Genomic DNA, 26,736 nt, shown 5'->3' on the forward strand with positions numbered 1-26,736 from the left:
AACTTTTGCTGCCCCGCCCCGTCAAGGAGGCTTTTCATGAAACGTATTTCAACCCTTTTCCTGCTCGCGACACTAGGCCTGGCCGCTGGCGCTGTACAAGCTGCCCAGCCGGATGCCGGCCTGACCGGTTGCGCCGCCAAGCGCAGCGCCATCGAGAACCAGTTGAAGATTGCCCGTGACCACGGCAACAACGACCAGGTCGCAGGGCTGGAGGAGGCGCTGCGTGGGGTCGATAACTGCACCGATGCCAGCCTGCGCAAGGAACGTGAGCAAAAGGTGCTCGAAGCCCGTCACGAAGTGGCGCAGCGGGAAAAGGACTTGAAGAAAGCCGAGAAGAAAGGCGATTCGGAGAAGATCAACAAGCGCAAGGACAAGCTGGCCGAGTCGCGCAAGGAACTGCAGGAAGCGGTGGAGGATCTGGATCGCTGACTTTCCCTGGTATGCGCCATTCCTGTGGGAGCGGGCGTGTCGAGGCGTCGAACCGCCGCGAAGCAAGCGCCGCGGTGGATGGCACGGGCTTCGCCCGTGTTCGCGGGCGCGCCCGCTCCCACAGGAATTTCGCCAGTTTGCAGAAATCGAGCAAGACAGCTGCTCCCCGCACGGGCAGTCAAGTCAGTGATTGCGGAATTCGGTATGACAAGCCTTGCAAGCCGCTTCGACCTTGTCCATCGGCGCCTTCAACTGCGCAGCGTCCAGCGGCTGGCCGCGGGTGACATCGACCAGTTCGCCAGTGACGCCTTCCAGCTGCCGGGCCAGGTCATGAAAGCGCGCCTGGCGCTCCCATACCTCGGCACGCGCGCTGCTGTCGCCACCATCGCGGGCCTGTGGAAAGTGCTGCCAGGGTTGGTGCGAAAGGTTGTCCAGTTTCAGTGCACCGTCGGCGAACTTCACCCCGTCGAACGGCAACCGGCCACGCAGCATGCCACCCAGGTCTTCGCTGGTCTTGAGCATGTCCTTGAAGATCACCTTGCGCTTGCCCAGCGGGGAGTTCGGGTCAACCCGATCGCAACCCCCCAGGGCCAGTGCTGCCAGCAGAACAACGGTCAATCGCTTCAACATCACGGTCACTTCGGCCTACGCAAATGGGCGGCCAGTATCGCTGCCCAAGGGCCAAAGACCAATAGCCACATAAAAAACAGGGGCGAATATTCATGTTCACCCATGACAGGAACGTACTCATGAAATCTGCCCTGCGCCATCTGGCCTGGACACTGCCGGCGCTGGCCCTGCTGGCCGGCTGCAACGGTGGCGAAAGTGCCAAACCCGAGCCGCACGCCATCGCCACCTACGCCAATGCCACCTGGCAGGACCTGCCCACCGTCAGCGACAGCGATCTGATAGCCGGCTTCCAGGCCTGGCGCAACGGCTGTGAAAAGCTCAAGCGCGACACCGTCTGGGCCAGCACCTGCGAAACAGCCGCCAGCGTACCCGACAATGCCCTGCAGGTACGCGCCTTCCTGCAACAGAACCTGCAGGTATACGGCCTGCGTTCGGCCGAAAACAATGCCAACGGCCTGATCACCGGTTACTACGAACCGGTCTACCCTGGCAGCCTGAGCCAGTCGGCGACCAACCATGTGGCAGTTTACGGCATCCCCGAAGACATGATCGTGGTCGACCTGGCCAGCGTGTACCCCGAACTCAAAGGCAAGCGCCTGCGCGGTCGCCTTGATGGCCGGGTGCTCAAGCCTTACGACACCGCCGAGGTGATCAACCGTGACGGCGTCAAGGCACCGGTGCTGGCCTGGCTGACCGACCCGATGGACCTGCAGTTCCTGCAGATCCAGGGCTCCGGCCGGGTACAACTGGAAGACGGCCGCCAGCTGCGCCTGGGTTACGCCGACCAGAACGGCCACCCCTACCGCCCAATCGGGCGCTGGCTGGTGGAACAGGGCCAGTTGAAGAAGGAAGAAGTGAGCATGGGCGCCATTCACGCCTGGGCCCAGGCCAACCCGCAGCGGGTGCCGGAACTGCTTGCCAGCAACCCCAGCTACGTATTCTTCAGCACCCGCCCGGACAGCAACGAAGGGCCTCGTGGTTCGCTGAACGTACCGCTGACCGCTGGATACAGCGTGGCCATCGACCGCAAGGTGATTCCGCTGGGCAGCCTGCTGTGGCTTTCCACCACTCGCCCGGACGGAACCCCGGTGGTACGCCCGGTGGGGGCTCAGGATACCGGTGGGGCAATTACAGGCGAGGTGCGCGCGGACCTGTTCTGGGGCACCGGGCCGGAAGCCGGAGAGCTGGCCGGGAACATGAAGCAGCAAGGGCAGATCTGGATGCTGTGGCCCAAGGGCAAGCCACTGCCTGAAGTACCTAAAGTGCCTTGATCGGTGCTGGATTCTTCGCGGGTAAACCCGCTCCCACAGGGACATCACCGCTCTCGAGAGCTGTGATGACCCTGTGGGAGCGGGTTTACCCGCGAAGAAGGCGACGCGGTCTCAGATCGAAACCACGAAGAACGCCACGATCATCGCCATCCCGGCAAACCACACCAGCGATCGCAAGGCAGCCCAGTCGGCCAGGTAACAGATGATGTAAAGCAGCCGACTGGTGATGTACATCACCCCCAGCACATCCTGGGTCACCTGCTCGGCATTGCCGACGATATCCGCCACCAGCACCGCCGCGGCAAATGCCGGAAAGGCCTCGAAACCGTTCTGCTGGGCAGCATGCGCGCGCCGCGGTAGCCCGGACAGGGTATCCAGGAACGCACGCGGGTCGTGGTTGTCGCGCAGGCGGAAGCGGCCACTGCTGACTTTGGCGATCAAACCACACAGTGGCGGCAAGACCAGCGCAATCAGGATGCACCACAGGGCAACGGTCATGGACAGGACTCCTTGTTCAGTCTTTTCGGGTCAAAGCTTCATTACCAGCATGCCGGCCAACACCAGCCCGCAAGCTAGGAGTCTCGGCCCGCCAAAAGGTTCTTTCAGGTAGCGCATGCCCAACAGCACCACCAGGATCACGCTCAACTCGCGCAGTGCCGCCGCCTCGGCCACCGACCCCAGGTGCATGGCCCACAGCACCAGCGCGTAGCTGAGCAATACGCACAACCCCACCGCCAGCCCCAGACGCCACTGCAGGCGCCAGAACAGCACGAACGGCGCACGTCGTGCCACGCTGGCCAGCAGCGGGAAGGGCCAGGCACTGAGCAAGGTCAGCCACACCAGGTAATCCCAGGGCTTGCCCCACAAGCGCACGGCCTGGCCGTCGAACCAGGTGTAGCAACCAATGCACAGGCCTATCAGGGCCACCACCGGCAGCATCGACCAAGGCAGCCGGTCACCGCCGCCGCCCTGCCACAACAGGCAAGCCATGCCACAAGGGATCAGCAGGATGCCGATGATCTGCTGCTGGCTCAGCGACTCGCCGGCAAAGGCCAGGGTCAGTCCCAGCACCACCAGCGGCGACAGCCCGCGCATCAGAGGATAGACCAGCCCCAGGTCGCCCACGCGGTAGGCCTGGATAAGCAGGAAGCGGTACAGCTGCTCGGCCAGCGCCGAAGCCAGCAGCCAGGGCCAGATGTTGGCCGGCGGCACCTCGACGAAGGGCACCGCCAGCACCGCGAAGGCCAACGCCACCGTATCCATGCTGGCGATCACCAGCAGGCGCTCGCCGCTGAATTTGATCAGGGTATTCCAGGTCGCGTGCAGCAGGGCGGCGATCAGTACCAGGGAAGTTGCCAGCACGCCTTCTTATCCTTGTGGCTTTTCATGGCTGTGAATATATAGCGTTCGGGGGCCGCTGTGCGGCCCCTTGTACGGGAACGATTGGAACGAATCTGGTCAAACCTTGTGTCCCGAACCCCGCGCCAGGTCATCAAAGAACTGCCCGAGCCGTTCGGGTTACGACTTGGAAGCCACTGTTACAGGATTCGGGATGCTTGAACTCGTTGCTGCGTTTATCTGCCTCACTACCCTCCTCACCTATGTAAATTACCGTTTCATCGGCCTGCCCCCCGCCATCGGCGTAATGGTCACGGCCCTGCTGTTCTCCCTGATGCTGCAAGGCCTGAGCCTGATCGGCTTCCCTGGCCTGGAAGCACGCGTCGAAGGGCTGATGAACCAGATCGACTTCAACGACCTGCTGATGCACTGGATGCTGGCGTTCCTGCTGTTCGCCGGGGCCTTGCACGTCAACCTCTCCGACCTGCGCAGCTACCGCTGGCCCATCGGCCTGCTGGCCACCGTCGGCGTATTGATTGCCACCGTGGTCATCGGCTACCTGTCGCATTGGGTGTTCGCCCTGTTCGGCTGGCAGGTGCCGCTGATCTACTGCCTGTTGTTCGGTGCGCTGATCTCGCCCACCGACCCGATTGCCGTGCTTGGTGCACTACGTACCGCCAATGCCTCGAAACCGCTTAAAACAACCATCGTCGGCGAGTCGCTGTTCAACGATGGCACTGCGGTAGTGGTGTTCACCGTGCTGCTGGGCATCATCCAGCTGGGCGAGACGCCGAGCATGACCGACACCGCGATCCTGTTCGCCCGCGAGGCCATCGGCGGCGTGGCGTTCGGCGGCCTGATCGGCTACGCCACCTACCGCATGATCAAGAGCGTCGAGCAATATCAGGTGGAAGTGATGCTGACCCTGGCGCTGGTCATCGGCGGCTCGGCGATGTGCTACGAGCTGCACGTTTCGGCGCCGATCGCCATGGTGGTGGCCGGGCTGATCATCGGCAACCTGGGGCGCAACCTGGCGATGAACGACATGACCCGTCGCTACATGGACGGTTTCTGGGAGCTGATCGACGACATGCTCAACGCCCTGCTGTTCGCGTTGATCGGCCTGGAACTGTTGCTGCTGCCATTCAACTGGATGCACCTGGCAGCCGGTGGCGTGCTGGCGCTGGCGGTGCTGCTGTCGCGGCTGCTGACCGTGGCCCCGGCGATCGTGCTGCTGCGGCGCTGGCGCCCGGTGCCCAAGGGCACGGTGCGGGTGCTGACCTGGGGTGGCCTGCGCGGTGGGGTGTCGGTAGCCCTGGCACTGTCACTGCCACAGGGCGAGGAACGTGACCTGCTGCTGTCGATCACCTACATCGTGGTGCTGTCGTCGATCCTGGTGCAGGGGTTGAGTATCGGCCGGGTGGTGCGCAAGGTCAGCGCTCAGCCTTGAGATAGTTTCCGGCCTCTTCGCGGGCTTGCCCGCGAAGCGCCAAATGCTGAACTTATTCCACCGCGGAATCCGGGAACTGGTCCTGGATGTACTTGATCTCGGTCCGCCCATGCGCCGCCGGCAGCCCGTCCTCGCCAAGGTTGACGAAGACCATCTTGTCGACCGTGAGGATGGCCTTGCGGGTGATCTTGTTGCGCACTTCGCACTTGAGGGTGATCGAGGTGCGGCCGAACTCGGTGGCGGTGATGCCCAGCTCGATGATGTCGCCCTGGCGCGAGGCACTGACGAAGTTGATTTCCGATATGTACTTGGTCACCACACGCTGGTTGCCCAGCTGGACGATGGCGTAGATCGCCGCCTCTTCGTCGATCCAGCGCAACAGGCTGCCACCGAACAGGGTGCCATTGGGGTTGAGGTCTTCGGGTTTAACCCACTTGCGGGTATGAAAGTTCATCTGTACTCCTGACCTGCCTGACTAACGTGTAGCAATGATGGCAGAGCGGCCGCTGTCGCTCCATTGAACATCGACTATCGTCGCGATTAATCGACAGAAAACCTTGGGCAAGCCGACGGGCGCGGCTATAATCTCTGCCGCTTTACATGGCCGCCCACAGCGGCGCCATGCCCGCCACCCGTCCGAGGGGCGCTGCAGCAGGCTAGGCCTGTCAGGCTCGGATGGGGCGTTGCTCGCTCTCGCGGGCGCTTAACGCACAACGGCGCCCATTCGCACACTACGAATGGAGGCTCTCATGAGCGCTGCAAACATGCCTGCTGGTTTTACCGATTACAAAGTCGCCGACATCTCCCTGGCAGCCTGGGGCCGTCGCGAAACCATCATCGCCGAATCGGAAATGCCTGCACTGATGGGCCTGCGTCGCAAGTACCTGGCCGAGCAACCGCTCAAGGGTGCGAAGATCCTGGGCTGCATCCATATGACCATCCAGACCGCCGTGCTGATCGAAACCCTGGTTGCCCTGGGTGCCGAAGTGCGCTGGTCGTCCTGCAACATCTTCTCCACCCAGGACCAGGCCGCCGCCTCCATCGCCGCCGCCGGTATCCCGGTGTTCGCCTGGAAAGGTGAAACCGAGCAAGAGTACGAGTGGTGCCTGGAACAGACCATCCTCAAGGATGGCCAGCCATGGGACGCCAACATGGTCCTCGACGACGGTGGCGACCTGACCGAACTGCTGCACAAGAAGTACCCGCAAGTACTGGAGCGCGTGCACGGCATCACCGAAGAGACCACCACCGGCGTGCACCGCCTGCTGGACATGCTGGCCAAGGGCGAGCTGAAAGTCCCGGCGATCAACGTCAACGACTCGGTCACCAAGAGCAAGAACGACAACAAGTACGGCTGCCGTCACAGCCTGAACGACGCCATCAAACGTGGTACCGACCACCTGCTGTCGGGCAAGCAGGCCCTGGTGATCGGCTACGGTGACGTGGGCAAGGGCTCGGCCCAGTCCCTGCGCCAGGAAGGCATGATCGTCAAGGTCACCGAAGTCGACCCGATCTGCGCCATGCAGGCTTGCATGGACGGTTTCGAAGTGGTTTCGCCGTTCATCGACGGTATCAACAACGGCACCGAAGCCAGCATCGACAAGGCGCTGCTGGGCAAGATCGACCTGATCGTGACCACCACCGGCAACGTCAACGTGTGCGACGCCAACATGCTCAAGGCGCTGAAGAAGCGTGCCGTAGTGTGCAACATCGGCCACTTCGACAACGAGATCGACACCGCCTTCATGCGCAAGAACTGGGCCTGGGAAGAGGTCAAGCCGCAGGTGCACAAGATCCACCGCACCGGCGCTGGCAGCTTCGACCCGCAGAACGACGACTACCTGATCCTGCTGGCCGAAGGCCGCCTGGTCAACCTGGGTAACGCCACTGGCCACCCAAGCCGCATCATGGACGGTTCGTTCGCCAACCAGGTACTGGCGCAGATCTTCCTGTTCGAGCAGAAGTTCGCCGACCTGTCGGCCGAGAAGAAAGCCGAACGCCTGACCGTTGAAGTACTGCCGAAGAAGCTCGACGAAGAAGTGGCCCTGGAAATGGTCCGCGGCTTCGGCGGCGTGGTCACCCAGCTGACCAAGCAGCAGGCCGAGTACATCGGCGTCACCGTCGAAGGCCCGTTCAAACCGCACGCCTACCGCTACTAAGCGGCAAACTTGACGCTTCAAGCGGCAAGTTTGCCGCTTGCAGCTCAAGCATAAAGGATCTTGAACGATGCCCAAGCCAGGCCGGCCATAACCGATCTGGCTTTTACTTGCAGCCTGCCGCTTGCAGCTGGCTGCCAGAGGAACGCCTGATGTCCCAGGAACGCCGTTACAGTTTCGAGTTCTTCCCGACCAAGACCGATGCCGGTCACGAAAAGCTGATGGGCGTCGCCCGCCAGCTGGCCGCCTACAACCCGGACTTCTTCTCCTGCACCTACGGTGCCGGTGGCTCGACCCGCGACCGCACGCTGAATACCGTGCTGCAGCTGGAAAGCGAAGTGAAGGTACCTGCCGCACCGCACCTGTCGTGCGTCGGCGACACCAAGGCCGAACTGCGCACCCTGCTGGCCGAATACAAGGCTGCCGGCATCAAGCGCATCGTTGCCCTGCGTGGCGACCTGCCATCGGGCATGGGCATGGCCAGTGGCGAACTGCGCTACGCCAGCGACCTGGTCGAATTCATCCGCCAGGAAACCGCTGATCACTTCCACCTGGAAGTGGCCGCCTACCCGGAGATGCATCCACAGGCCCGCAACTTCGAGGCTGACCTGGCCAACTTCGTGCACAAGGTCAAGGCCGGTGCCGACAGCGCCATCACCCAGTACTTCTTCAACGCCGACAGCTACTTCTACTTCGTCGAGCGCGCGCAGAAGCTGGGCGTGGACATCCCGGTGGTGCCTGGCATCATGCCGATCACCAACTACAGCAAGCTGGCGCGCTTCTCCGATGCCTGTGGCGCCGAGATCCCGCGCTGGATCCGCAAGCAGCTGGAAGCCTATGCCGACGACACCGCCAGCATCCAGGCATTCGGCGAAGAAGTGATCACCCGCATGTGCGAACAGCTGCTGCAAGGCGGCGCACCGGGCCTGCACTTCTACACCTTGAACCAGGCCGAGCCGAGTCTGGCGATCTGGAACAATCTGAAGCTGCCACGCTGAAATTTTTTGCAAAATCTGTTTAAGATCTGATTAAGGCTTTGGTCATAGACTAAAGCCTTATTCATTTTCCGGTTACACAGGTCTTGCCTGCCATGCAGTCCCACCCGCCATCGCGTCCACAGCTCGTCTACCTGGCATTTGGCCCGGCAACCTACCATCAGGAAGCCTGCTTCAGCATCGTCAGCGCCCTCGCCCACCTGGGCACGGCAGCAGGCGAAGCCATGGACATACAGGTCTACACCGACAACCCGCAGCCCTATGCCGGCCTGCCGGTCACCGTACACCTGCTGGACGAGGCCACGCGCCAGGCCTGGAACGCCCCCCACGGTTATCACTTTCGCAGCAAGCACGTGCTGTTGCGCCAGGTGCTGCAGCAACACCCGCTGGCAGTGCTGATCGACACCGACACCTTCTTCCGCAAGTCGCCGCTGGAGCTGTTCGCCCGGGTAGCCCCAGGCCGGCTGCTGTGCAATGCCATCGGCGCGCGCTACGGCAGCAACCAGAAGTGCCTGCTGTACAAGAACCTGCTGGCCATCCTCGAATCCCGGGGCCTGGCCGATTGCCAGATGCCACTGGTCAACTCCGGGGTGATCGGCCTTACCGCCGAAGACGCCGGCACGCTGGACCGCTCCATCGCCATGATGGACGAGTTCCACCCCCTGGCTCGCGAAGCCTATACCCTTGAGGAGTTCTGCCTGGCGGTGGCGGCCTACCGCAGGCTGGAGCTGGCCGAATGCACCGATGTCATCCACCACTACTGGAGCCGCAAGGCGCAGTTCCGCGCCAAGATCCAGGCCTGGCTGCGCAAGCACGGCCATGACCCGCTGAGCCAGGCGGCGCTGGCCGACGTGCCCCTGGTCAATGACCAGCTGCCACGGCCGCCGGCCCTGCAACGGCTGGGTTACAAGGCACTGAGCATGACCCTGCCCAGCCACGAACGCCAGTTCGCCCGCGAGTTGCTGTATGGCTGCTACCCCTACCCCAACGAGTTCGACCGCGCCTGCGCGCCGGCCTGGTGGGACAAGGCCCTGGAAAACCTCAACGCCCGCCATGGCCACATGGAGCCCGAGCAACTGCGCCAGTGCCTGCGCCACCCGGGGTTGCGCCTGTCACTGGGCGAGCGGCGCAAGGATATCGAGGCGCATCTGCTGAGGTCTTCCCACACTTGAGTGACCTGTGCCGGCCTCTTCGCGGGTAAACCCGCTCCCACAGGATCTCTGCTGGCTTGCAGGCTCGTGCTGTACTTGTGGGAGCGGGTTTACCCGCGAAGAGGCCAGCACAGGAGAACATCATCCTCACTGGCCTTGAACAGGCCGAGCGCGTAATCTCCGGCCATGCCACACGTCGCCCGTCTGTTCTGGATCCTGTTGCTCGCCTGCCTGAGCCCGCTGGCTCTGGGCGAGCGCCTGCGCCTGGTGACCGACGACTGGGCACCCTATGTGTACCAGCAGGACGGCCAGCCGCGCGGCATCGACTACGAAGTCACCACCCAGGTGTTCCAACGCCTTGGCGTCGAGGTGGAATGGCAGTTCCTGCCCTGGAAGCGCTGCCTGGCAATGATCGAGCAGGGCCTGGCCGATGGCATCATGGATATCTTCCAGGCCGAGTCGCGCCAGCCCTACCTGGTGTATGCCCCCGAGCCCATGTCGGAGGTCGAGTTCGTCCTGTTCCAGGCCCGCGCACGTCGCCATGCCGTCACGGCCCTGGATGACCTTGCCGGCCTCACCGTCGGCACCTCACCCGGCTACGCCTATGGTGCAACGTTCAACGAGGCCGCACATTTCAGGCGCGAAGCCGCGCCTACCCATGAAGCCAACTTCGGCAAGCTGATGCTGGGCCGCATCGACCTGGCAATCACCGACCGCAGGGTCGGCCATTACCTGCTGCGGCATCTGGGCCTGCAACAGCAAGTCGAGGAGCTGCCGCTGGTGATCAGCCGCCAGGCGCAATACCTGGGGCTGGCACGCAAGCCGGGGCGGGAGGCACTGGCCCAGGCCTTCGCCGTGGAACTGCGGCGCTTCAAGCAGGAACCCGCCTACGCGGCGATCAGCAACCGCTACATAGGCAACATCGGAAACACTCTCAACGCCGTTGAGCAGCAGGAAAGCAGCACAGCGCGTTAGCTCTGTTATACTCGGGCCTTCCCGCCCGGCTCACGCCCGGACGCTCGGCCTCGCAACAGGCATCCCGATCGGCATCGACGCGCCTTCGCGTCCACCCTCCGTTACCCGGATGTGCAGTGAAAGCCCAGCTGGACCGGACGCGATCGCATCCCACCGATGCCCGTCGCGCCAGGCAGAACATCCCAAACGGGCCCAGCCCACACGAGAACAGGATTGCCCATGTCCTTTGCTTCCCTCGGTCTCTCCGAGGCTCTTGTCCGCGCTATCGAGGCTGCGGGCTATACCCAGCCGACCCCCGTGCAACAGCGGGCGATTCCCGCCGTGTTGCAAGGCCGCGACCTGATGGTCGCCGCACAGACAGGTACTGGTAAAACCGGCGGTTTCGCCCTGCCGATCCTCGAGCGCCTGTTCCCGGCCGGCCACCCCGACAAGTCGCAGCGCCATGGCCCGCGCCAACCTCGCGTACTGGTCCTGACCCCGACCCGCGAACTGGCAGCCCAGGTGCATGACAGCTTCAAGGTCTATGCCCGTGACCTGCCACTGGTCAGCGCCTGCATTTTCGGCGGCGTCGGCATGAACCCGCAGATCCAGGCCATTGCCAAGGGTGTGGACGTGCTGGTCGCCTGCCCGGGCCGCCTGCTCGACCTGGCCGGCCAAGGCAAGGTTGACCTGGCCCACGTTGAAATCCTGGTGCTGGACGAAGCCGACCGCATGCTCGACATGGGCTTCATCCACGACGTCAAGAAGGTCCTCGCCCGCCTGCCGGCCAAGCGCCAGAACCTGTTGTTCTCGGCCACCTTCTCCAAGGACATCACCGACCTCGCCGACAAGCTCCTGCACAACCCGGAGCGTATCGAGGTCACCCCGCCGAACACCACCGTCGAGCGTATCGAGCAGCGCGTCTACCGCCTGCCTGCCAGCCACAAGCGCGCGCTGCTGGCACACCTGATCACCCTGGGTGCCTGGGAACAGGTGCTGGTGTTCACCCGTACCAAGCATGGCGCCAACCGCCTGGCCGAGTACCTGGAAAAGCACGGCCTGACCGCCGCCGCGATCCACGGTAACAAGAGCCAGAATGCCCGCACCAAGGCCCTGGCCGACTTCAAGGCCAACAGCGTGCGCGTACTGGTCGCCACCGACATCGCCGCCCGTGGCCTGGACATCGACCAGTTGCCGCACGTGGTCAACTTCGAGCTGCCGAACGTCGAGGAAGACTACGTCCACCGTATCGGCCGTACCGGCCGTGCCGGGCGTTCGGGCGAGGCCATTTCCATGGTCGCACCGGATGAAGAAAAACTGCTCAAGAGCATCGAGCGGGTCACCAGGCAGAAGATTCCGGACGGCGACCTGATGGGCTTCGACGCCAGCCAGGTAGAAGCCGAAAAGCCTGAAGTACGCGAGCGCCCGCAGAACAACGGCCGTGGCGGCCGCAACCAGCAGGCCCGTGGCGAAGGCGGCAAAGACGCCAACGGTGGCCGCAAGGACAAGGGCAAGGATAAAGGCAAGGCCAAGCAACAGGCTGCGGACAAGCCGGCCGACAAGGAAAAGAGCGGCGACAGGCAACAGCAGCAACGCAAGCCGCGTGACAAGAAGCCGCGCCAGCAGCAACAGCAGGCCAGCACCAACAGCGTGCCGAAAGTGCCTGCCGACCGTGATCCGGAAGAATTCCTCGACGACGATATCGACAACTTCGGTAACCGTGCCGACTATGTCAGCCCGTACCAAGGCAAAAACCAGGGCCGCAATCGCCGCCCGGGTGGCAATGCCGGCCAAGGTCAGGCTCAAGGTAGTGGCCAACGCAACAACGCGGGTGGCCAGGGTCGCAATGCTGGCCAGCAGCGCAGTGGCGGTGGCGAGAAACGCCCGGCCCGTGCCAACAACGGTGGCGGTGGCCGCCGTGATGGCGGCGGCCGTGGTCGCCCGGCCCGTGACGATGCTGCCCGGCAAGAGCCGGCCGTGCGCAACCCGCGCCAGCCGGAAAAACAGCCGGTGATCATCCGCAAGGAATCCAAGCTCGACCGTTACCCGACGCCGGAGCAGCTGGATGACCTGCCAAGCCGCCCACGCGGTGAGCGCCCGGCGCTGCTGACCCGCAAGGGCTGACAAAAAGCATGAGGGGGCTGCTTCGCAGCCCTTTCGCGACACAAGGCCGCTCCTACAGGTATTGCGCTGCAAGTGAAAACTGCGCAAAACCTGTAGGAGCGGCCTTGTGTCGCGAAAGGGCTGCGAAGCAGCCCCCTCGGTCTTTCAGCTAAGCCGAATTACTTCTGCTTCACACCTTCAACACTGATATCCAGGTCCAGGGTCTGCGAAGTAGCGCCCGGGCCTTTGATGCCGAAGTCGTTCAGGTTCAGGGTAGTGGTGGCGTTGAAGCCAGCGCGCTCGCCACCCCATGGGTCCTTGCCTTCACCGTTGAAGGTGGCCTTGAAGGTAACCGGCTTGGTCACACCATGCATGGTCAGGTCGCCAGTCACGTCAGCGGTCTTGTCGCCAGTCGGCTTGACGCTGGTGGAGACGAACTTGGCTTGCGGGTACTTCTTCACATCGAGGAAGTCGGCGCTGGCAATGTGCTTGTCACGCTCGGCGTGGTTCGACCACAGGCTGGCGGTTTTCAGGTCGACGCTGATCTTGCTGGCTTCAGGCTTGGCGCTATCCCAGGTGAAGTTGCCGTCGAAGTCCTTGAAGGTACCGTGGATGAAGCTGTAGCCCAGGTGGCTGATCTTCCAGTCAACGAACGCGTGCTGGCCTTCCTTGTCGATCTTGTACTCGGCAGCCATGGCCTGGCCGGCGGAGAGCAGAGCGGTACCGAGCGCCAGAGCGGCAAAAGTCTTTTTCAACATCCTTACTTCCTTCCTATGCAATTGAGGTTGAGAGTCAAGCTTTGCGGCCCAGCATGCGGGTCAGGGTCGCGTCACGGTCGATGAAATGGTGCTTGAGCGCTGCCAAGGCATGCAGCACGGCAAAAATCACCAAGCCCCAGGCCAGCCAGAGATGAATCACGCCAGCCAGGTCTGCCTGGTCGGGCAGGTCGCTGACCAGTGCCGGCACTTCGAACAGGCCGAACACCGGAATGCCGACACCGTCGGCAGTGGAAATCAGGTAACCGGCGATCATTACCGCGAACAGCCCCAGATACAGGGCCAGGTGGCCCAGCTTGGCCGCCAGGCGGGTGAGTGCACCGTGGTTGGCCGGTGCCGGTGGTGGCGGGCTGATGAAGCGCCAGACCACCCGCAGCAGCATCACTGCCAACAGCACCAGGCCGATGCTCTTGTGCAGGTCCGGGCCGGCCTTGCGCCAAGGGCTGTAGTAGTCGAGACCGACCATCCACAGGCCCAGGCCGAACAGGCCGAACACTGCCAGAGCCACGCCCCAGTGTAGGACGATGCTGACCACGCCGTAGCGAGAAGGTGAATTGCGCAGTTGCATGTTGACGTGTTTCCCCGTGAAAGCTGTGCACAGACTAACGCGTAACGTATCGAATAAAAGCGGAAAAAATTGCTTTGGATTATCGAGAAATCCGATATTTATTCTGTAAGCTTCCCATTAAGGAAACATTAACGATAGACGGAGCGTTCGCGGTTGCCAGTGCCGGCCCTTACGCGGGTCCGGCACAGGTATCAGAAACTGCGCCGACCCTGTGGGAGCGGGTTTACCCGCGAAAGGGCCGGCACTGCCAATAAATCAACCGGCCTTGGCTTGGGTATTGGCTACAGCTTTCTTGGCCGGTTCGGACTTGGCAGTCGCTTTCTTGGCCTCGGCAGGCTTGTGGGCCGGTTTGTGCGCCGGTGCATGCCTGGCAGGTGCAGCCTTGGTCGCAGCAGGCTTGGCCGCCGCTTCCTTGGCCACAGGCGCTGGCGTAACCGGGGCCGGCGCGGCTTGTGGCGCTGGCACAGGTGCCGGCACCACTTCCTCGGCCTTGGCAATCGGCTCGGCCTTCACCTCAGGCTTGTCCGCCCCGCCAAACAGGCGCTTGAAGAAGCCTGGTTTGTCCTGCTTGGCCTCATCGACCGCCTTCGGCTCAGCGTTGGCCGGGGCCTTGTCTGCCTTGTCGCGCTTGTCGGACGAGCCACCGAACAGGTTGGAGAAGAACCCGCCCTTGCTCTCCTTGGCCGCTACGGCGCCTGCCGCTGCCGCCGCCGCCACCGGTGCCGCCTTGGCTGGGTCGAACGACTTGCCGGCCAGCAGGTCCTGCACCTGGCTGGCCGCGCGCTGGCCACTGCGCAGGGCGCCTTCCAGGGTACCTGGGTAGAGGGCGTCGGTATGCTCACCGGCAAAGGTGATGCGCTGCACCGGGCGCTCCCACAGGCGCCAGTACTTGCTGATCTGCCCCGGGCCATAGGCCAGGTAGGCGCCGCCGGTACCGGCGTCGGTGCTGTAGCGCTTGACCTCGTAGCCGGTAAACGAACCACGGGCCTGTGGGTAGAACGCATGCAGGCGGATCAGCACCTGGTCGACCATCTGCTTGTCGCCAAAGGCCTGCAGCAGACGGGCGTTGTCACCGGACAGGTTGATCACCACGTTGGCGCCACCCTTGAGCGCAGGCTCGATCCACAGCATGCCCAAACCAGCGTTACTGAAGATTTCGCCCGACATGCGCGCGCGGCTTTCCCACACCGGCTTCTTGAACTTGAGCATCAGCTGGTCGCGCCAGCCATAGTTGGTGCCCTTCAACGCCGCCAGGTGCTGGCTGTCCAGGCCCGGGGTCATCTGGATCTTGGCCAGGGCGCGCAGGGGCACGGCCATGACCAGGTAATCCGCCTGGTAACCGACGCTGCCGACCTTGACCGTGACACCGTCCTTGTCCTGGACGATGGAGGTCACCGGCGAACTGGTCTTGATGGTCTTCAGTTGCTTGACGAAGGCCTGGGCCAGCACCGGGCTGCCGCCGGGCAGGCGTGCGGCACGCAGGTCACGGTCGCTGACACCGCGATACACGCGGTTCTGCTGGGCGAAGTACAGCAGCGACAGGCGTGATGGCTCATCGTAGCGGGTACGGATCTGCTGGTTGACCAGCTGACGGGCAGTGGTCGGCAGTTGCAGCTTGTCCAGCCAGGTGGAGACGTTGATCTGGTCGAGGGCGAACAGCGTGCTGTTGGCCTGCGGGTTCAACGGGTCGTCGATCGAACGGGCCAGGTCGTCGAGGGTTTTTTCGTAACGCTTGAGCGCCTCGGCGGTGGCTGGCTGCTTGGTGGCCAGGTCGGTGGCGCTGAAATACTCGCCGTCGATCAGGTAACCGGGGGTACGCACGAACTCCGGTGCCGGCAGTGTTTCAAGCTTGAAACGGTCGAGGTACTGGTTGAGCACCGGCTGCGCCTTGGCGTTGCCGATCCACTCGCTGGTGGCCAGGCCCGAGCGCCCGCCCATGCCCGGTTTGGCTTCCAGCAGCGTCACCTGCCAGCCTTTGTTCTGCAGCTCGTAGGCGGCCGTCAGGCCCGCCAGGCCGCCACCCACGACGATCGCCGAGGGCGTCTTGTCCTTTGCCAGCGCAGCGCCGCTGGACACACCAATCAATACCAACGCGCACAGGCGCACCCAAGCAGCAGCCATGTCGGCGAACTCCGAGTCAGGGGTTACAGAAACGGGGAGAGGCAGGAATGCCCCGGGAGAGATGCGTTAAGAATACGTCAGGTCCGCCGGCCCTGCCAGCGCAGTGACATCAAGTCCTTTTGGCAACTGACATTTTTGCCTGCAGCCCTGCCACACGGTGGCAAGCGAAGCTGGCAAGCCGATGAACAGCAGCGGTTGTCCTGCCCTGCGGCATTGCTTAGGCTTACGCGGTCGAACCAAGCCGCGAAGCCAGGAGAAGTGCCCATGGGCCTCAATGATCAGTGGATGCAACGCGACCTCAAGGTCCTGTGGCACCCCTGCACCCAGATGAAAGACCACGAGCAGCTGCCGCTGATCCCGATCAGGCGCGGCGAAGGCGTGTGGCTGGAAGACTTCGAAGGCAAGCGTTACCTGGATGCGGTGAGCAGCTGGTGGGTCAACGTGTTTGGCCACGCCAACCCGCGTATCAACCAGCGCATCAAGGACCAGGTCGACCAGCTGGAGCACGTTATCCTGGCCGGCTTCAGCCACCAGCCGGTGATCGAGCTGTCCGAACGCCTGGTGGCCATGACCCCGGCCGGCCTCGACCGGGTGTTCTATGCCGACAACGGTTCGTCCTGCATCGAAGTGGCGCTGAAGATGAGCTTCCACTACTGGCAGAACGTCGGCAAACCGGGCAAGAAGCGCTTCGTCACCCTGACCAACAGCTACCACGGCGAAACCATCGCGGCCATGTCGGTCGGCGATGTACCGCTGTTCACCGAAACCTACAAGGCGCTGCTGCTCGACACCCTGAAGGTGCCCAGCCCCGACTGCTACCTGCGCCCCGAGGGCATGAGCTGGGAAGAGCACTCGCGCAACATGTTCCAGGCCATGGAACAGACCCTGGCCGAGCACCACGCCTCGATCAGCGCGGTGATCGTCGAGCCGCTGATCCAGGGTGCCGGCGGCATGCGCATGTACCACCCGGTGTACCTCAAGCTGCTGCGCGAGGCCTGTGACCGCTACGACGTGCACCTGATCCACGACGAGATCGCCGTGGGCTTTGGCCGCACCGGCACGATGTTCGCCTGCGAACAGGCCGGCATCCGCCCGGACTTCCTGTGCCTGTCCAAGGCCCTGACCGGCGGCTATCTGCCGCTGGCCGCCTGCCTGACCACCGACAAGGTGTACCAGGCGTTCTACGACGACTACCCGACCCTGCGCGCGTTCCTCCACTCGCACAGCTACACCGGCAACCCGCTGGCCTGCGCCGCGGCGCTGGCGACCCTGGACATCTTCGAGCAAGACAACGTGATCGAGGCCAACAAGGCCCTGGCCACACGCATGGCCAGCGCCACCGCGCACCTGGCCGACCACGCGCATGTGGCCGAGATTCGCCAGACCGGCATGGCCCTGGCGATCGAGATGGTCCAGGACAAGGCCGGCAAGGTCGCCTACCCGTGGCAGGAACGGCGTGGCCTGAAGGTGTTCGAGCATGCCCTGACGCGTGGCGCCCTGCTGCGCCCGCTGGGCAGCGTGGTGTACTTCCTGCCGCCGTATGTGATTACGCCGGAGCAGATCGACTTCCTGGCAGAAGTGGCCGGCGAAGGCATCGACATTGCCACCCGCGATAGCGTCAGCGTGGCCGTACCGGCCAACTTCCACCCCGACTTCCGCGACCCGGGCTAGGTCCTACAGCCTGCCGCCTAACCCTGTGGGAGCGGGTTCACCCGTGAATGCGATAGTGGACTCACCGCCGCATTCGTGGGTAAACCCGCTCCCACAGGGTCACATGTTCCCTTTTCGTCCGAGCTGAACCATGAGACTGTCCCGCTTTTTCATCGACGCCCCCCTGAGCCTTGGCGAGCACGACCTGCCCGAAGCCCAGGCCCACTACATCGGTCGCGTGCTGCGCATGGCCCCCGGCGACGCCGTGCAGCTGTTCGACGGCAGCGGCCAGGAATACCGCGGCCAGTTGCTCGAAGTGGGCAAGAAAACCGTCCGCGTCAGCCTCGACCAGGCCCTGGCCGGCCAGGCCGATTCACCCCTGCACGTCCACCTCGGCCAAGGCCTGTCCCGTGGCGAGCGCATGGACTGGGCGATCCAGAAGGCCACCGAGCTGGGCGCGAACGAAATAACCCCGATCGTCAGTGAACGCTGCGAAGTGCGGCTGAAGGACGAACGCGCCGACAAGCGCCTGGCCCACTGGCGCCAGGTGGCGATCAGCGCCTGCGAACAATGCGGCCGCTCGACCTTGCCGGTCATCCACCCGCCAGTGACTCTGGCCGAATGGCTCAATAGTGCCAAGGCCGACCTGAAACTGGTCCTGCACCCGGTGGCCGAACCGCTCACCAGCCACGCCAAGCCTGCCACCCTGGCCTTCCTGATCGGCCCCGAAGGCGGCCTGAGCGAAGCGGAGGTCGAGCAGGCCAAGGCTGCCGGTTTCCACGCCGCACGCCTTGGCCCGCGGGTACTGCGCACCGAAACCGCACCGGTGGTGGCACTGTCGGTGGCGCAGCAACTGTGGGGCGACTTTTAACTAACGCACGTAGAGCGACACCGCCACGAAGTGCATGAGGCTGCCGGCGATCACGAACAGGTGCCAGATGCCATGCCAGTGGCGGAAGCGGCTGTCGAAGGCGAAGAAGATGATGCCGACGGTGTAGAACACCCCGCCGGCGGCAAGCCAGGCAAAGCCGGCGCTGCCGAGCGAGTGCAGCAACGGCTTGACCGCCACCAGCACGATCCAGCCCATCACCGCATAGATGATGATCGACAGGATGCGCGCCTCGGAGCGAGGCTTGATCTCCTGCAGCATGCCGATCACCGCCAGCCCCCAGACCACCCCGAACAGGCTCCAGCCCCAGGGGCCGCGCAGGCTGACCAGGCAGAACGGCGTGTAGCTGCCGGCAATCAGCAGGTAGATCGACAGGTGATCGAGCTTGCGCATGATCACTTTCGCCCGCCCGCGAGTGCTGTGGTACAGGGTGGAAATGCTGTACAGCAACAGCAAGGTGCCGCCGTAGATGGAGAAACTGACGATCTTCCACGGGTCGCCCTGCAGGCCCGCGACCACGATCAGCCAGATGGCACCGATACAGGCCAGGACGGCACCGACCAGGTGGGTCCAGGCGTTGAAGCGTTCACCGTGATACATGCAAACACAGACCTCCTGAGGTGGGCTGGGTTCCTGCGTCCTTCTGCTACGGCCTCTTCGCGGGTAAACCCGCTCCCACAGGTACGGCACCGCCCTCAGGCTTTTTGGGATCCCTGTGGGAGCGGGTTCACCCGCGAAGAGGCCCTGTGCCTTACATCCTAACCAAAGTCAGGTTGCAGTTCCGCGTCACGCACCAGCCGTTCCAGCCCGACCAGGTCCGGCACCCGCGCCACCTGTTCGCCCACCTGCACCGCCGCCAGCTCCAGGCGCCCCAGCGCCACGTCCACGTAATTAAGCTGGCTGTCGAGCTTGCACGAGCGCGGAATGTCCTGCAGCAACACTGCCAGGTAACGCAGCCCGGTATCACCCAAAGCATTGAGCACCACTACGCGCGCCCGCTCGCCGCAGGGTGTCTCGCCACCGCACGCGGCCTCGAAGCCGATCAGCGGCAGGCGCTGCTGGCGCCAGTCGATCCAGCCCAGGTGCCAGGCCGGCTCGCCGCGCTGGCACACCAGATTGCGCTGGCCACTCAGTTCGGCCACCGCCACGTTGGGCAACACCAGGGTACGGTCGCCCAATGGCAGCAAAAGCCCGGTCAGGCTGCTGCGCTGGCCGGCGATCAGTTCAAGCATGGGTCTGGCTCCAGTGGGCAATGCTCTGCAACAGGACCGACTCCTGGTACGGCTTGCCCAGGTATTCGTTGACGCCGATGGCCATGGCACGGTCGCGGTGCTTCTGCCCGGTGCGCGACGTGATCATGATGATCGGCAAGTCTTTCAGCCGCTCGTCACGGCGAATGCGTGTGGCCACCTCGAAGCCGTCCATGCGCGGCATCTCGATGTCCAGCAGCAATACATCAGGGCGGTGTTCTTCCAGCAGGGCCATGGCATCGACCCCGTCCTTGGCCGTCAGCACGCTCATGCCATGGCGCTCCAGCAGGCGGCTGGTGACCTTGCGCACGGTCACCGAGTCGTCCACCACCATGACCAGCAAGGCCCGCCGCGGCGCCGGGCCGAACACCTGGCGCTGGGCCCCGCCGCCGCCCGGCAGGCGCGCCAGGCGCCGCTGCTGGCCACGCAACTGGCCCAGCAGGTCGAGAATCAACACCACCCGGCCATCGCCCAGCAGCGTCGCCCCCGACAACCCGGCAACGGCAGCAAACTGCGGCCCCAGGCTCTTCACCACGATCTCGCGGCTGGGCGACAAGCTGTCGGCCTGGATGGCGAATGACTGCTCCTGGGAATGCACCAGCAGTACCGGTAGCGGCACGCTCTGTCCGAGCAATGCCGGGCGCGGCATGCCCTGCAGCAGTTCACCCAGGTAGCGCAGCTCGTATTCGTGGCCGGCGTACACATAACGCGGGGCGTCCAGCTGGTAGCACGCTGCCAGTTCAGCCGCCGGCACCCGGACGATGCCCTCGATGGTATTCAGCGGAATGGCGTACTGCTCTTCGCCCAGGTGCACCATCAGCGCACGGTTGACCGACACGGTGAATGGCAGGCGGATCAGGAAGCGCGCGCCCTTGCCCTGGGCCGACTCGATACTCATCGAGCCGCCCAGCTGCTTGACCTCTTCGTGTACCACGTCCATGCCCAGACCACGCCCGGAAATCTGGGTGATTTTCTCGGCAGTGGAAAAGCCCGGGCGCAGGATGAACTGGAGGATCTCGTGATCGCTCAAATGCGCCTGTGGGTCCAGCAGGCCACGCTTGATGGCCTTGCGGCGCACCGCTTCCAGTGGCACGCCGGCACCGTCGTCGGTCATTTCGATAACGATGTCTGCGCCTTCGTGCAGTAAATTCAGGTGAATGGTGCCCTGCTCCGGCTTGCCGGCGGCCAGGCGCATTTCGCGGCTTTCCAGGCCATGGTCGACGGCGTTGCGCAGCATGTGCTCCAGCGGCGCCACCATGCGTTCGAGCACGCTGCGGTCCAGTTCGCCCTCGGCATTGCCGACCACCAGTTCCACCTGCTTGCCCAGCTCGCTGGCCACCTGCCGCACCACACGCTGCAAGCGTGGCACCAGGCGCTCGAAGGGCACCATCAGGGTGGCGGTCAGACCTTCCTGCAACTGGCTGTTCACTCGCGCCTGCTGCTGCAGCAGGCTGTAGGCTTCCTGGGCACGATGTGCCAGGGTTTCCTTGAGGTCGAGCAAGTCCGAGGCGGACTCGAACAGGGCCCGCGACAGCTGCTGCAGCTGCGAGTGGCGGTCCATTTCCAGCGGGTCGAAGTCGTCATAGGTATCGCCTTCGAACTGCTGCCGGCTGGAGATCCGCCCTTGGGTTTCGATGTCCAGGCGCAGCAACTGGTCGCGCATGCGCTCGAGGGTGGTTTCCATCTCGTTGAGGGTGAACTGCGCATCGTTGACCTGCTGCTCGATGCGCCCACGGATGACCGAGTGCTCACCGGCCAGGTTGCCCAGGTCGTCGAGCAACTCGGCATCGACCTTGACCATGTCGCCCGGTACCCGCTCCGGTGCCACCGCCGGCGCCTCAATGGTCGCAGCCTCGATCGGCCCCTGGCCGGCGGCGCTGTCGGCAAGGGCCGAGAAGCTGAAGTTGCGAATGTAGTCGATCAGCGCCGTGGCGGCATGCAACGGCTGCCCCAGGCGCACGGCATCGAGCATGTGCGCCAGGCGGTCATGGCAGTTCTGCAGCAAGGCGAACAGGGGCGCGCTCGGCGGCATGCGGCCAGCGGCCAGCAGCTCGTAGAGGAACTCCAGCTCGTGGGCCAGGTCGCCGATCGGCGCAATTTCGACCATGCGCGCCACACCCTTGAGGGTGTGCAGGTCGCGCATCAGGTTGTCCACCTCGACGCTGCTGCGCGGGTCGGCCTGCCAGCGCGCCAGGGCTGCGGCGGCGCTCTCGACGATGTCCGAGCTTTCTTCGAGGAAAACTTCCAGCAGCTCTTCGCCAGGGCTTTCCGGCTCTTCGACCAGCGGCTCAGCTACTGCCGGCAGCGAAGGGTTGTGCGCCAGCCCCAGGCCAAGGGTATCTGCCAGGTCCATGTCCGGGTGCAGCGGCGTGACCGTGTCGATGCCCACCAGGCCGGTGGCCTCCGGCGCCAGGGCCTGGCCCAGCAGGTTGCGCAGGCTGTCGACCAGTTCCGGCCGTGGCGGGATATCCTGCCCGGCCGCCACTTCGTCGAGCATGTCCAGCAGGGCTTCATGGGCCCGCTGCGCCTGGGCGAAGAAGCGCGCATCGGCGGGCAGGCTGCCCTCCTCCACGGCACCGTACAGGTCGAGCAAGGCCTCGCACACGTCATCCATCTGCCACAGGTCGGCCAGGTGCGCGGCGTGCCCCAGGGTGGTCAGTTCGTCGAGCAGGGAATCCAACGCATCGCGCTGGCCGGGCTGTTCCTGCCAGCGCGACAGCAACGACTCGGCATCCAGCAGGATATCCATGGCCTGGGCCAGGAAACTGGCGATCAACTGCGGGTCACGCTTGTTGCGCCGCGCATGCTGCGGGTCGTCATGCAAGCTGGCCAGGCGCCCATCCACCGCCTGGCCGACCTGCTCGATCAGCTCCGCGGCGCCCGGGATGGCCGCCAGCGGCGTGCTGTCGAGTTGCGCCAGGCCTAGATGGAACAGCGAATGCGCCGCTTCCAGCCATTCGATCTCGGCCATTTGCAGGGGCAGTTGGTGGCCCTTGTATTCACGAGCCAGGCGATCGAAGGCGGTGGCCAGTTCAGCGACCGGCATCACTCCGGCCATGGCGGCACTGCCCTTGAGCGTGTGCAGGGCGCGCTGCAGGCTATCGCTGACCGACGTGTCGTGGCCGTCGGCACCCTGCAGGAAAGCCTCCAGGCTGGCCAGGTGACCCTGCGCCTCGCTGCGGAAAATGTCGAGCAGCTGCGGGTCGAGGCCATCGATATCGGCCACTACGGGGGCATCGTTTTCGGCCAGGGCATGCAGGTGCCCGGCCAGTCGCTCGATTGCCGTCAGTTGCGGCAACTGGCCGGCGGCAAAGTCGGCCAGCAGGTCGGGCAGGTGGACGAACACCTGCTGCAGGGCCACTACGCCTTCCGGGCTGAGCACGCTGCGGCCCTCGAGTACCCGGTTCAACAGGTGCTCGGCGCCCCAGGCCAGCTCGGCCACCGCCTCGGCATGTACCATGCGGCCACTGCCCTTGAGCGTATGCAAGGCGCGGCGCACTTCTCCCAGTGCCTCGCGCTGCTGGTTGTCGGCACGCCAGCGCAGCCAGTGGCGCTCGATTTCCGGCAGCAGTTCACCGGCCTCGTCGAGAAACACTTCGCGCAACTCGTCATCGATGCCATCAGCGCTGCCATCTTGGCCTGCAGTGGCCTCGACCAGCGCGCAGTGCACGCCCAGCGTCGCCAGGCTGGCGCGCGCCATGTCGATGAACGGCTGGCCATCCGCCAATGGGTCCGCCACCCGCCATTGCAGGTAGCATTCGGCGGCGCTCAGGGCCTCGGCCAGGTGCCTCAGCTCGTCGGCCGGCGGCTCTACCTCCAGGTGCTGCAGCCAGCGCTGCACATAGCTGGCGCAACCGGCAAACAGCTCGGCCACGGCCGGTAGCATCAACATCGCCAGCGCCCCGCGAATCTGCTGCAACAACCCTGGCAAGGGTTGCAGGCGTTGCCGCGGCCAGTCGGACTCCAGGCAATCGCCGATCAGGTCCTTGGCCTGCTGCAGCACGTTCAGCGACTCGTTCAACACCAGTTGGCGGATCTCGGCCAGGTCCGAGCCCGGCAGGCCACCCTGGCCGTTTTCCTCCAGCGGGCCGACCATGCCATTGAGCGTGGCCTCCACATACAGCAGGGCCCCCGCTACATCCATCAACACCGCGTCATCCACCACCCGCTCGCCCTGGGCCAGGGCCTGCAGCGCCAGCACCTGGTCGATGATCACCCGGCGTGGCTGCTGGAAGCCCAGCACCGCCAGGGTGTCGGCCACGTGGCGCAGCGGTGCCAGCAGGGCATCGAGCTGCTCGCTGTGCTGGCGATCGCTGCGCACGAACTGGTCCAGGCGCTCCTTGATGCGCATCAGGTCATCGCACAGCGCGGTCACCACCGAGCGCAGGGCATCGCGGCCCGGCCCGGCCTGCAACTGCTCGCGCCAGTTGCCCAGCGACAGGTCGAGGTTGGCCAGGTCGTCGGCACCGGCAAAGCGTTGGGTGGCACCGCTGATCAGGCTGGCCTGGGCCAATGGCTCCTCGCCACGGCAGGCACGCAGCTGGTTGAGCAGCGGCAGCATCACCAGTGGCAGGTCGTGGCGGGCGCCGCGCAAGCGCTCCAGGTACGAGGGCAATTGCTCCAGGCCGCGGAACAACGCCCCCAGGCAATCACCGCGGGGGCTGACCTGGCCATCGGCCAGGGCCTTGGCGAACAGCTCCAGTTCTTCGGCCAGGCGCGTGGCGCCGCGCAGTTCGAGCATGCGCAGGCAGCCGTGCACCTGGTGCAGGTTATCGACCACGAACGCCAGCATCGACAGGTCGCCCGGCTCGCCGGCAAAGCGCTCCAGCGCCTGGCGCGCCTGGCCCAGGCAGTCGAGGATGGCAGCCCTGGTCCAGGCCAGCGCCACCGTGTCGTGGCGCTCGGGGCTTACAGCAACTACAGCCATGGGCACTCCTCGGCGCTGCTCTTCAGTTGGGCTCTTTGGGTGGCGGCAGGGTAAACCCGGACACCGAACGGCGCATCTCGCTGGCCATGCGCGCCAGGTGGCGGATGCTGTCGGCGGTGGCGCCGGAGCCGGCGGAGGTCTGCGCGGTAATCTGCTGGATGACCGCCATGGTGTGGGAGATCTGCCCGGCCGACGAAGTCTGCAACTGGGCGGCATCGGAGATGCTGTGGATAAGGTCGGCGAGGTTCTGCGAAACACCCTCGATCTCGGCCAGCGCCACCCCGGCATCCTGGGCCAGGCGGGCACCGCGTACCACTTCGGCGGTGGTCTGCTCCATGGAGATCACCGCCTCGTTGGTGTCGGCCTGGATGGTGCGCACCAGCGCCTCGATCTGCCGGGTGGCCGACGACGAGCGTTCGGCCAGGCGCTGTACCTCGTCGGCGACCACGGCAAAACCACGGCCGGCCTCGCCGGCCAGCGAGGCCTGGATCGCCGCATTGAGGGCGAGGATGTTGGTCTGGTCGGCAATGTCGTCGATCAGGCTGACGATGTCGCCGATTTCCTGGGAGGACTCACCGAGGCGCTTGATCCGTTTGGCGGTGTCCTGGATCTGCTCGCGAATGTTGTCCATGCCGTTGATGGTGTTGTGCACCACCTCGTTGCCCTTGTTGGCGATCGCCACCGAGCGCTCGGCCACCTTGGCCGACTCGTAGGCGTGCGCCGAAACCCGGTCGATCGACTCGACCATGTCGCCGACCGCCTCGGACGCCTCGCTGATCTGCTCGGCCTGGTGCTCGGAGGCCTTGGCCAGCTGGCGTGCGGTGTTCTGCGTGTCCTGCACGGCGGCAGCGACCTGCATCGCGCTGTGGTTGATGGTGGCGACCAGGTCGCGCAATTGGTCCACGGAATAGTTGATCGAGTCGGCAATGGCGCCGGTAAAGTCTTCGGTCACCGATACGGTCACGGTCAGGTCGCCGTCAGCCAGCTCTTCGATTTCGTCGAGCAGGCGCATGATCGCCTGCTGGTTGCGTTCGTTCTTTTCCGCTGTCTCGCGCAGTTGGCGGTTGGTGGTGCGCACCATGACCAGGCCGATGAGGATGATCGAAGCCAGCGCCAGCAGCCCCAGGGCATAGCCGCCGACGGTGTCGAGGGTGCGCCCGCCAGCCAGGTTCTCGAAGCCGTTGGCCAGGTACGAGGCCTCGTCGAGCAGGGTTTGCGACAGGCTGAAGATATTGCCCGCGGCCTCGCGCACGCGGAACAGTTCCGGCGAGGTTTCGAGGATTTCATCCACCGAGCCGGCAACGAACTGGAACAGCTCGGCAATTTCGGCCAGGCGCGCGCGGGCGTCGGCATCCTCGACACGGGTCACCTGGATCGCCCCGTTGCCACTGAGCATGCCCTCAAGCACCTGGCCGAAGCGCCCGGCATCGCGGCCAAAGGCGTCGGCCGCCTGGGCCGCGGTGTCGTCACCGGCCAGCACGGTGTTGACCGAGCCGAGGATGCGTTCGGCCAACAGCAGTTGGCGCTGGGCCACTGCCACCTGGTTGGCCGGGGCGCCGCTCTGCAGCAGGATCTCGACCACTTTCTCGTATTCCACCTGCAACTGCGGCACGGTCTCGGCCAGGGTTGCCGCCACCTGGTGCAGTGACAGCACGGTCTGCTCGCTGGCGAGGATGGTGTCGGTGTTCTTGCGCAGGCTTTCCCAGTCGCGGCGTACCGCTTCCATTTCGTCACGCACCATGGGCGGCGCAGGCGGCAGGCCGGTGGACTTGTCACCCTCGCGCAGGTAGCCCCAGCGCCGTTCGAAATCGTTGCGCGCGTCCGACAGCAGCTTGAAGGCCAGGGCCTTGCCGGTGGCGGCTTCGGTGGCATTCTTGGCGATGCGCTGCGACAGCACCCGCAGTTCGCCGGCGTGGCCGATGTACTGCTTGTCGTAGTTGGACTGGGTGTTCAGGTAGGCGAAGTTGGCGAACAGCAGGATGATCGACAGGATCAGGATCAGGAACAGCACGGTGATCTGCGCGATGCTGCGGGTACGTGGGGTCACGGTAGTGACGGGGGTGGCAGGCTTGTTCACG

At 64.6% G+C, this 26,736-nt stretch carries 21 protein-coding genes and 1 riboswitch; of the genes, 10 read left to right on the forward strand and 11 right to left on the reverse strand.

Going from position 1 to position 26,736, the window contains the following annotated elements; genetic code table 11:
- Positions 1-36: 36 nt before the first annotated feature.
- Positions 37-429: a DUF1090 domain-containing protein gene (locus MKK04_RS24175; RefSeq protein ID WP_207828561.1), complete on the forward strand. Its 393-nt coding sequence runs from the start codon at positions 37-39 to the stop codon at positions 427-429.
- Positions 430-612: 183 nt separating this feature from the next.
- Here the strand turns inward: MKK04_RS24175 and MKK04_RS24180 are convergent, their stop codons facing one another.
- A complete protein-coding gene (locus tag MKK04_RS24180) occupies positions 613-1,059 on the reverse strand; it encodes a c-type cytochrome (protein WP_025340887.1) in 447 nt (148 codons plus the stop codon).
- 119 nt (positions 1,060-1,178) lie between these two features.
- Between MKK04_RS24180 and mltA the strand changes: the two genes are divergently transcribed.
- Positions 1,179-2,330 carry a murein transglycosylase A gene (gene mltA, locus MKK04_RS24185; RefSeq protein ID WP_207828559.1) on the forward strand — a complete coding sequence of 384 codons (1,152 nt, stop codon included), beginning with the start codon at positions 1,179-1,181 and terminating at the stop codon, positions 2,328-2,330.
- 111 nt (positions 2,331-2,441) lie between these two features.
- On the opposite strand, the gene MKK04_RS24190 is transcribed toward mltA, so the two are convergent.
- Both MKK04_RS24190 and MKK04_RS24195 read right to left on the reverse strand, forming a co-directional pair.
- A complete protein-coding gene (locus MKK04_RS24190) occupies positions 2,442-2,828 on the reverse strand; it encodes an MAPEG family protein (RefSeq protein WP_207828557.1) in 387 nt (128 codons plus the stop codon).
- 30 nt (positions 2,829-2,858) lie between these two features.
- On the reverse strand, positions 2,859-3,692 hold the full coding sequence (locus tag MKK04_RS24195) for an EamA family transporter (protein ID WP_063911985.1): 834 nt from the start codon (positions 3,690-3,692) through the stop codon (positions 2,859-2,861).
- A gap of 190 nt (positions 3,693-3,882) precedes the next feature.
- Here MKK04_RS24195 and MKK04_RS24200 point away from each other — a divergent pair, with 190 nt between their 5' ends.
- Positions 3,883-5,118, forward strand: coding sequence for a cation:proton antiporter (locus tag MKK04_RS24200; RefSeq protein ID WP_241106044.1), 1,236 nt, complete (start codon positions 3,883-3,885; stop codon positions 5,116-5,118).
- 52 nt (positions 5,119-5,170) lie between these two features.
- Here the strand turns inward: MKK04_RS24200 and MKK04_RS24205 are convergent, their stop codons facing one another.
- A complete protein-coding gene (locus tag MKK04_RS24205) occupies positions 5,171-5,572 on the reverse strand; it encodes an acyl-CoA thioesterase (RefSeq protein WP_003257757.1) in 402 nt (133 codons plus the stop codon).
- A 178-nt stretch (positions 5,573-5,750) separates the two neighbouring features.
- A riboswitch (S-adenosyl-L-homocysteine riboswitch) is annotated at positions 5,751-5,847 on the forward strand.
- A 20-nt stretch (positions 5,848-5,867) separates the two neighbouring features.
- On the opposite strand from MKK04_RS24205, the gene ahcY reads away from it, so the two are divergent.
- The 5 genes from ahcY to MKK04_RS24230 all read left to right on the forward strand — a co-directional run bounded on the left by ahcY (position 5,868) and on the right by MKK04_RS24230 (position 12,498).
- Positions 5,868-7,277, forward strand: coding sequence for an adenosylhomocysteinase (ahcY, locus tag MKK04_RS24210; RefSeq protein ID WP_207828553.1), 1,410 nt, complete (start codon positions 5,868-5,870; stop codon positions 7,275-7,277).
- 149 nt (positions 7,278-7,426) lie between these two features.
- Entirely contained in the window at positions 7,427-8,272 is an 846-nt protein-coding gene (gene metF / locus MKK04_RS24215; RefSeq protein WP_085621759.1) for a methylenetetrahydrofolate reductase [NAD(P)H], read from the forward strand.
- A 92-nt stretch (positions 8,273-8,364) separates the two neighbouring features.
- Positions 8,365-9,441: a hypothetical protein gene (locus MKK04_RS24220; protein ID WP_233687321.1), complete on the forward strand. Its 1,077-nt coding sequence runs from the start codon at positions 8,365-8,367 to the stop codon at positions 9,439-9,441.
- Between the two features lie 165 nt (positions 9,442-9,606).
- Positions 9,607-10,395 (forward strand): substrate-binding periplasmic protein, encoded by a 789-nt coding sequence (locus MKK04_RS24225; RefSeq protein WP_207828548.1) that lies wholly within the window; start codon positions 9,607-9,609, stop codon positions 10,393-10,395.
- A 219-nt stretch (positions 10,396-10,614) separates the two neighbouring features.
- A complete protein-coding gene (locus MKK04_RS24230) occupies positions 10,615-12,498 on the forward strand; it encodes a DEAD/DEAH box helicase (RefSeq protein ID WP_241106045.1) in 1,884 nt (627 codons plus the stop codon).
- 158 nt (positions 12,499-12,656) lie between these two features.
- On the opposite strand, the gene MKK04_RS24235 is transcribed toward MKK04_RS24230, so the two are convergent.
- The 3 genes from MKK04_RS24235 to MKK04_RS24245 all read right to left on the reverse strand — a co-directional run bounded on the left by MKK04_RS24235 (position 12,657) and on the right by MKK04_RS24245 (position 15,942).
- Complete coding sequence (locus MKK04_RS24235; RefSeq protein ID WP_233687320.1) at positions 12,657-13,235, reverse strand: YceI family protein; 579 nt, start codon at positions 13,233-13,235, stop codon at positions 12,657-12,659.
- 34 nt (positions 13,236-13,269) lie between these two features.
- Positions 13,270-13,821 (reverse strand): cytochrome b, encoded by a 552-nt coding sequence (locus tag MKK04_RS24240; RefSeq protein ID WP_207828532.1) that lies wholly within the window; start codon positions 13,819-13,821, stop codon positions 13,270-13,272.
- Positions 13,822-14,076: 255 nt separating this feature from the next.
- A complete protein-coding gene (locus MKK04_RS24245; RefSeq protein ID WP_233694669.1) occupies positions 14,077-15,942 on the reverse strand; it encodes a flavin monoamine oxidase family protein in 1,866 nt (621 codons plus the stop codon).
- Between the two features lie 264 nt (positions 15,943-16,206).
- Here MKK04_RS24245 and MKK04_RS24250 point away from each other — a divergent pair, with 264 nt between their 5' ends.
- Positions 16,207-17,613, forward strand: a complete 1,407-nt coding sequence (locus MKK04_RS24250; RefSeq protein WP_241106046.1) for an adenosylmethionine--8-amino-7-oxononanoate transaminase — start codon at positions 16,207-16,209, stop codon at positions 17,611-17,613.
- A 130-nt stretch (positions 17,614-17,743) separates the two neighbouring features.
- On the forward strand, positions 17,744-18,463 hold the full coding sequence (locus tag MKK04_RS24255; protein WP_207828526.1) for a 16S rRNA (uracil(1498)-N(3))-methyltransferase: 720 nt from the start codon (positions 17,744-17,746) through the stop codon (positions 18,461-18,463).
- Here MKK04_RS24255 and trhA read toward each other — a convergent pair whose 3' ends face one another.
- The 4 genes from trhA to MKK04_RS24275 all read right to left on the reverse strand — a co-directional run bounded on the left by trhA (position 18,464) and on the right by MKK04_RS24275 (position 26,735).
- The gene (gene trhA / locus MKK04_RS24260) at positions 18,464-19,081 is read right to left on the reverse strand and encodes a PAQR family membrane homeostasis protein TrhA (RefSeq protein WP_063911994.1); all 618 of its coding nucleotides are present in this window, start codon (positions 19,079-19,081) and stop codon (positions 18,464-18,466) included.
- A gap of 158 nt (positions 19,082-19,239) precedes the next feature.
- On the reverse strand, positions 19,240-19,713 hold the full coding sequence (locus MKK04_RS24265; protein ID WP_207828523.1) for a chemotaxis protein CheW: 474 nt from the start codon (positions 19,711-19,713) through the stop codon (positions 19,240-19,242).
- Positions 19,706-24,658 carry a hybrid sensor histidine kinase/response regulator gene (locus MKK04_RS24270; protein WP_241106047.1) on the reverse strand — a complete coding sequence of 1,651 codons (4,953 nt, stop codon included), beginning with the start codon at positions 24,656-24,658 and terminating at the stop codon, positions 19,706-19,708. The genes MKK04_RS24265 and MKK04_RS24270 overlap by 8 nt, the downstream gene beginning before the upstream one ends.
- Positions 24,659-24,680: 22 nt before the next feature.
- A complete protein-coding gene (locus MKK04_RS24275; RefSeq protein WP_442794094.1) occupies positions 24,681-26,735 on the reverse strand; it encodes a methyl-accepting chemotaxis protein in 2,055 nt (684 codons plus the stop codon).
- Position 26,736 lies beyond the last annotated feature (1 nt).

Source organism: Pseudomonas sp. LS.1a, from assembly GCF_022533585.1.
In the GTDB taxonomy this organism is placed as follows: domain Bacteria; phylum Pseudomonadota; class Gammaproteobacteria; order Pseudomonadales; family Pseudomonadaceae; genus Aquipseudomonas.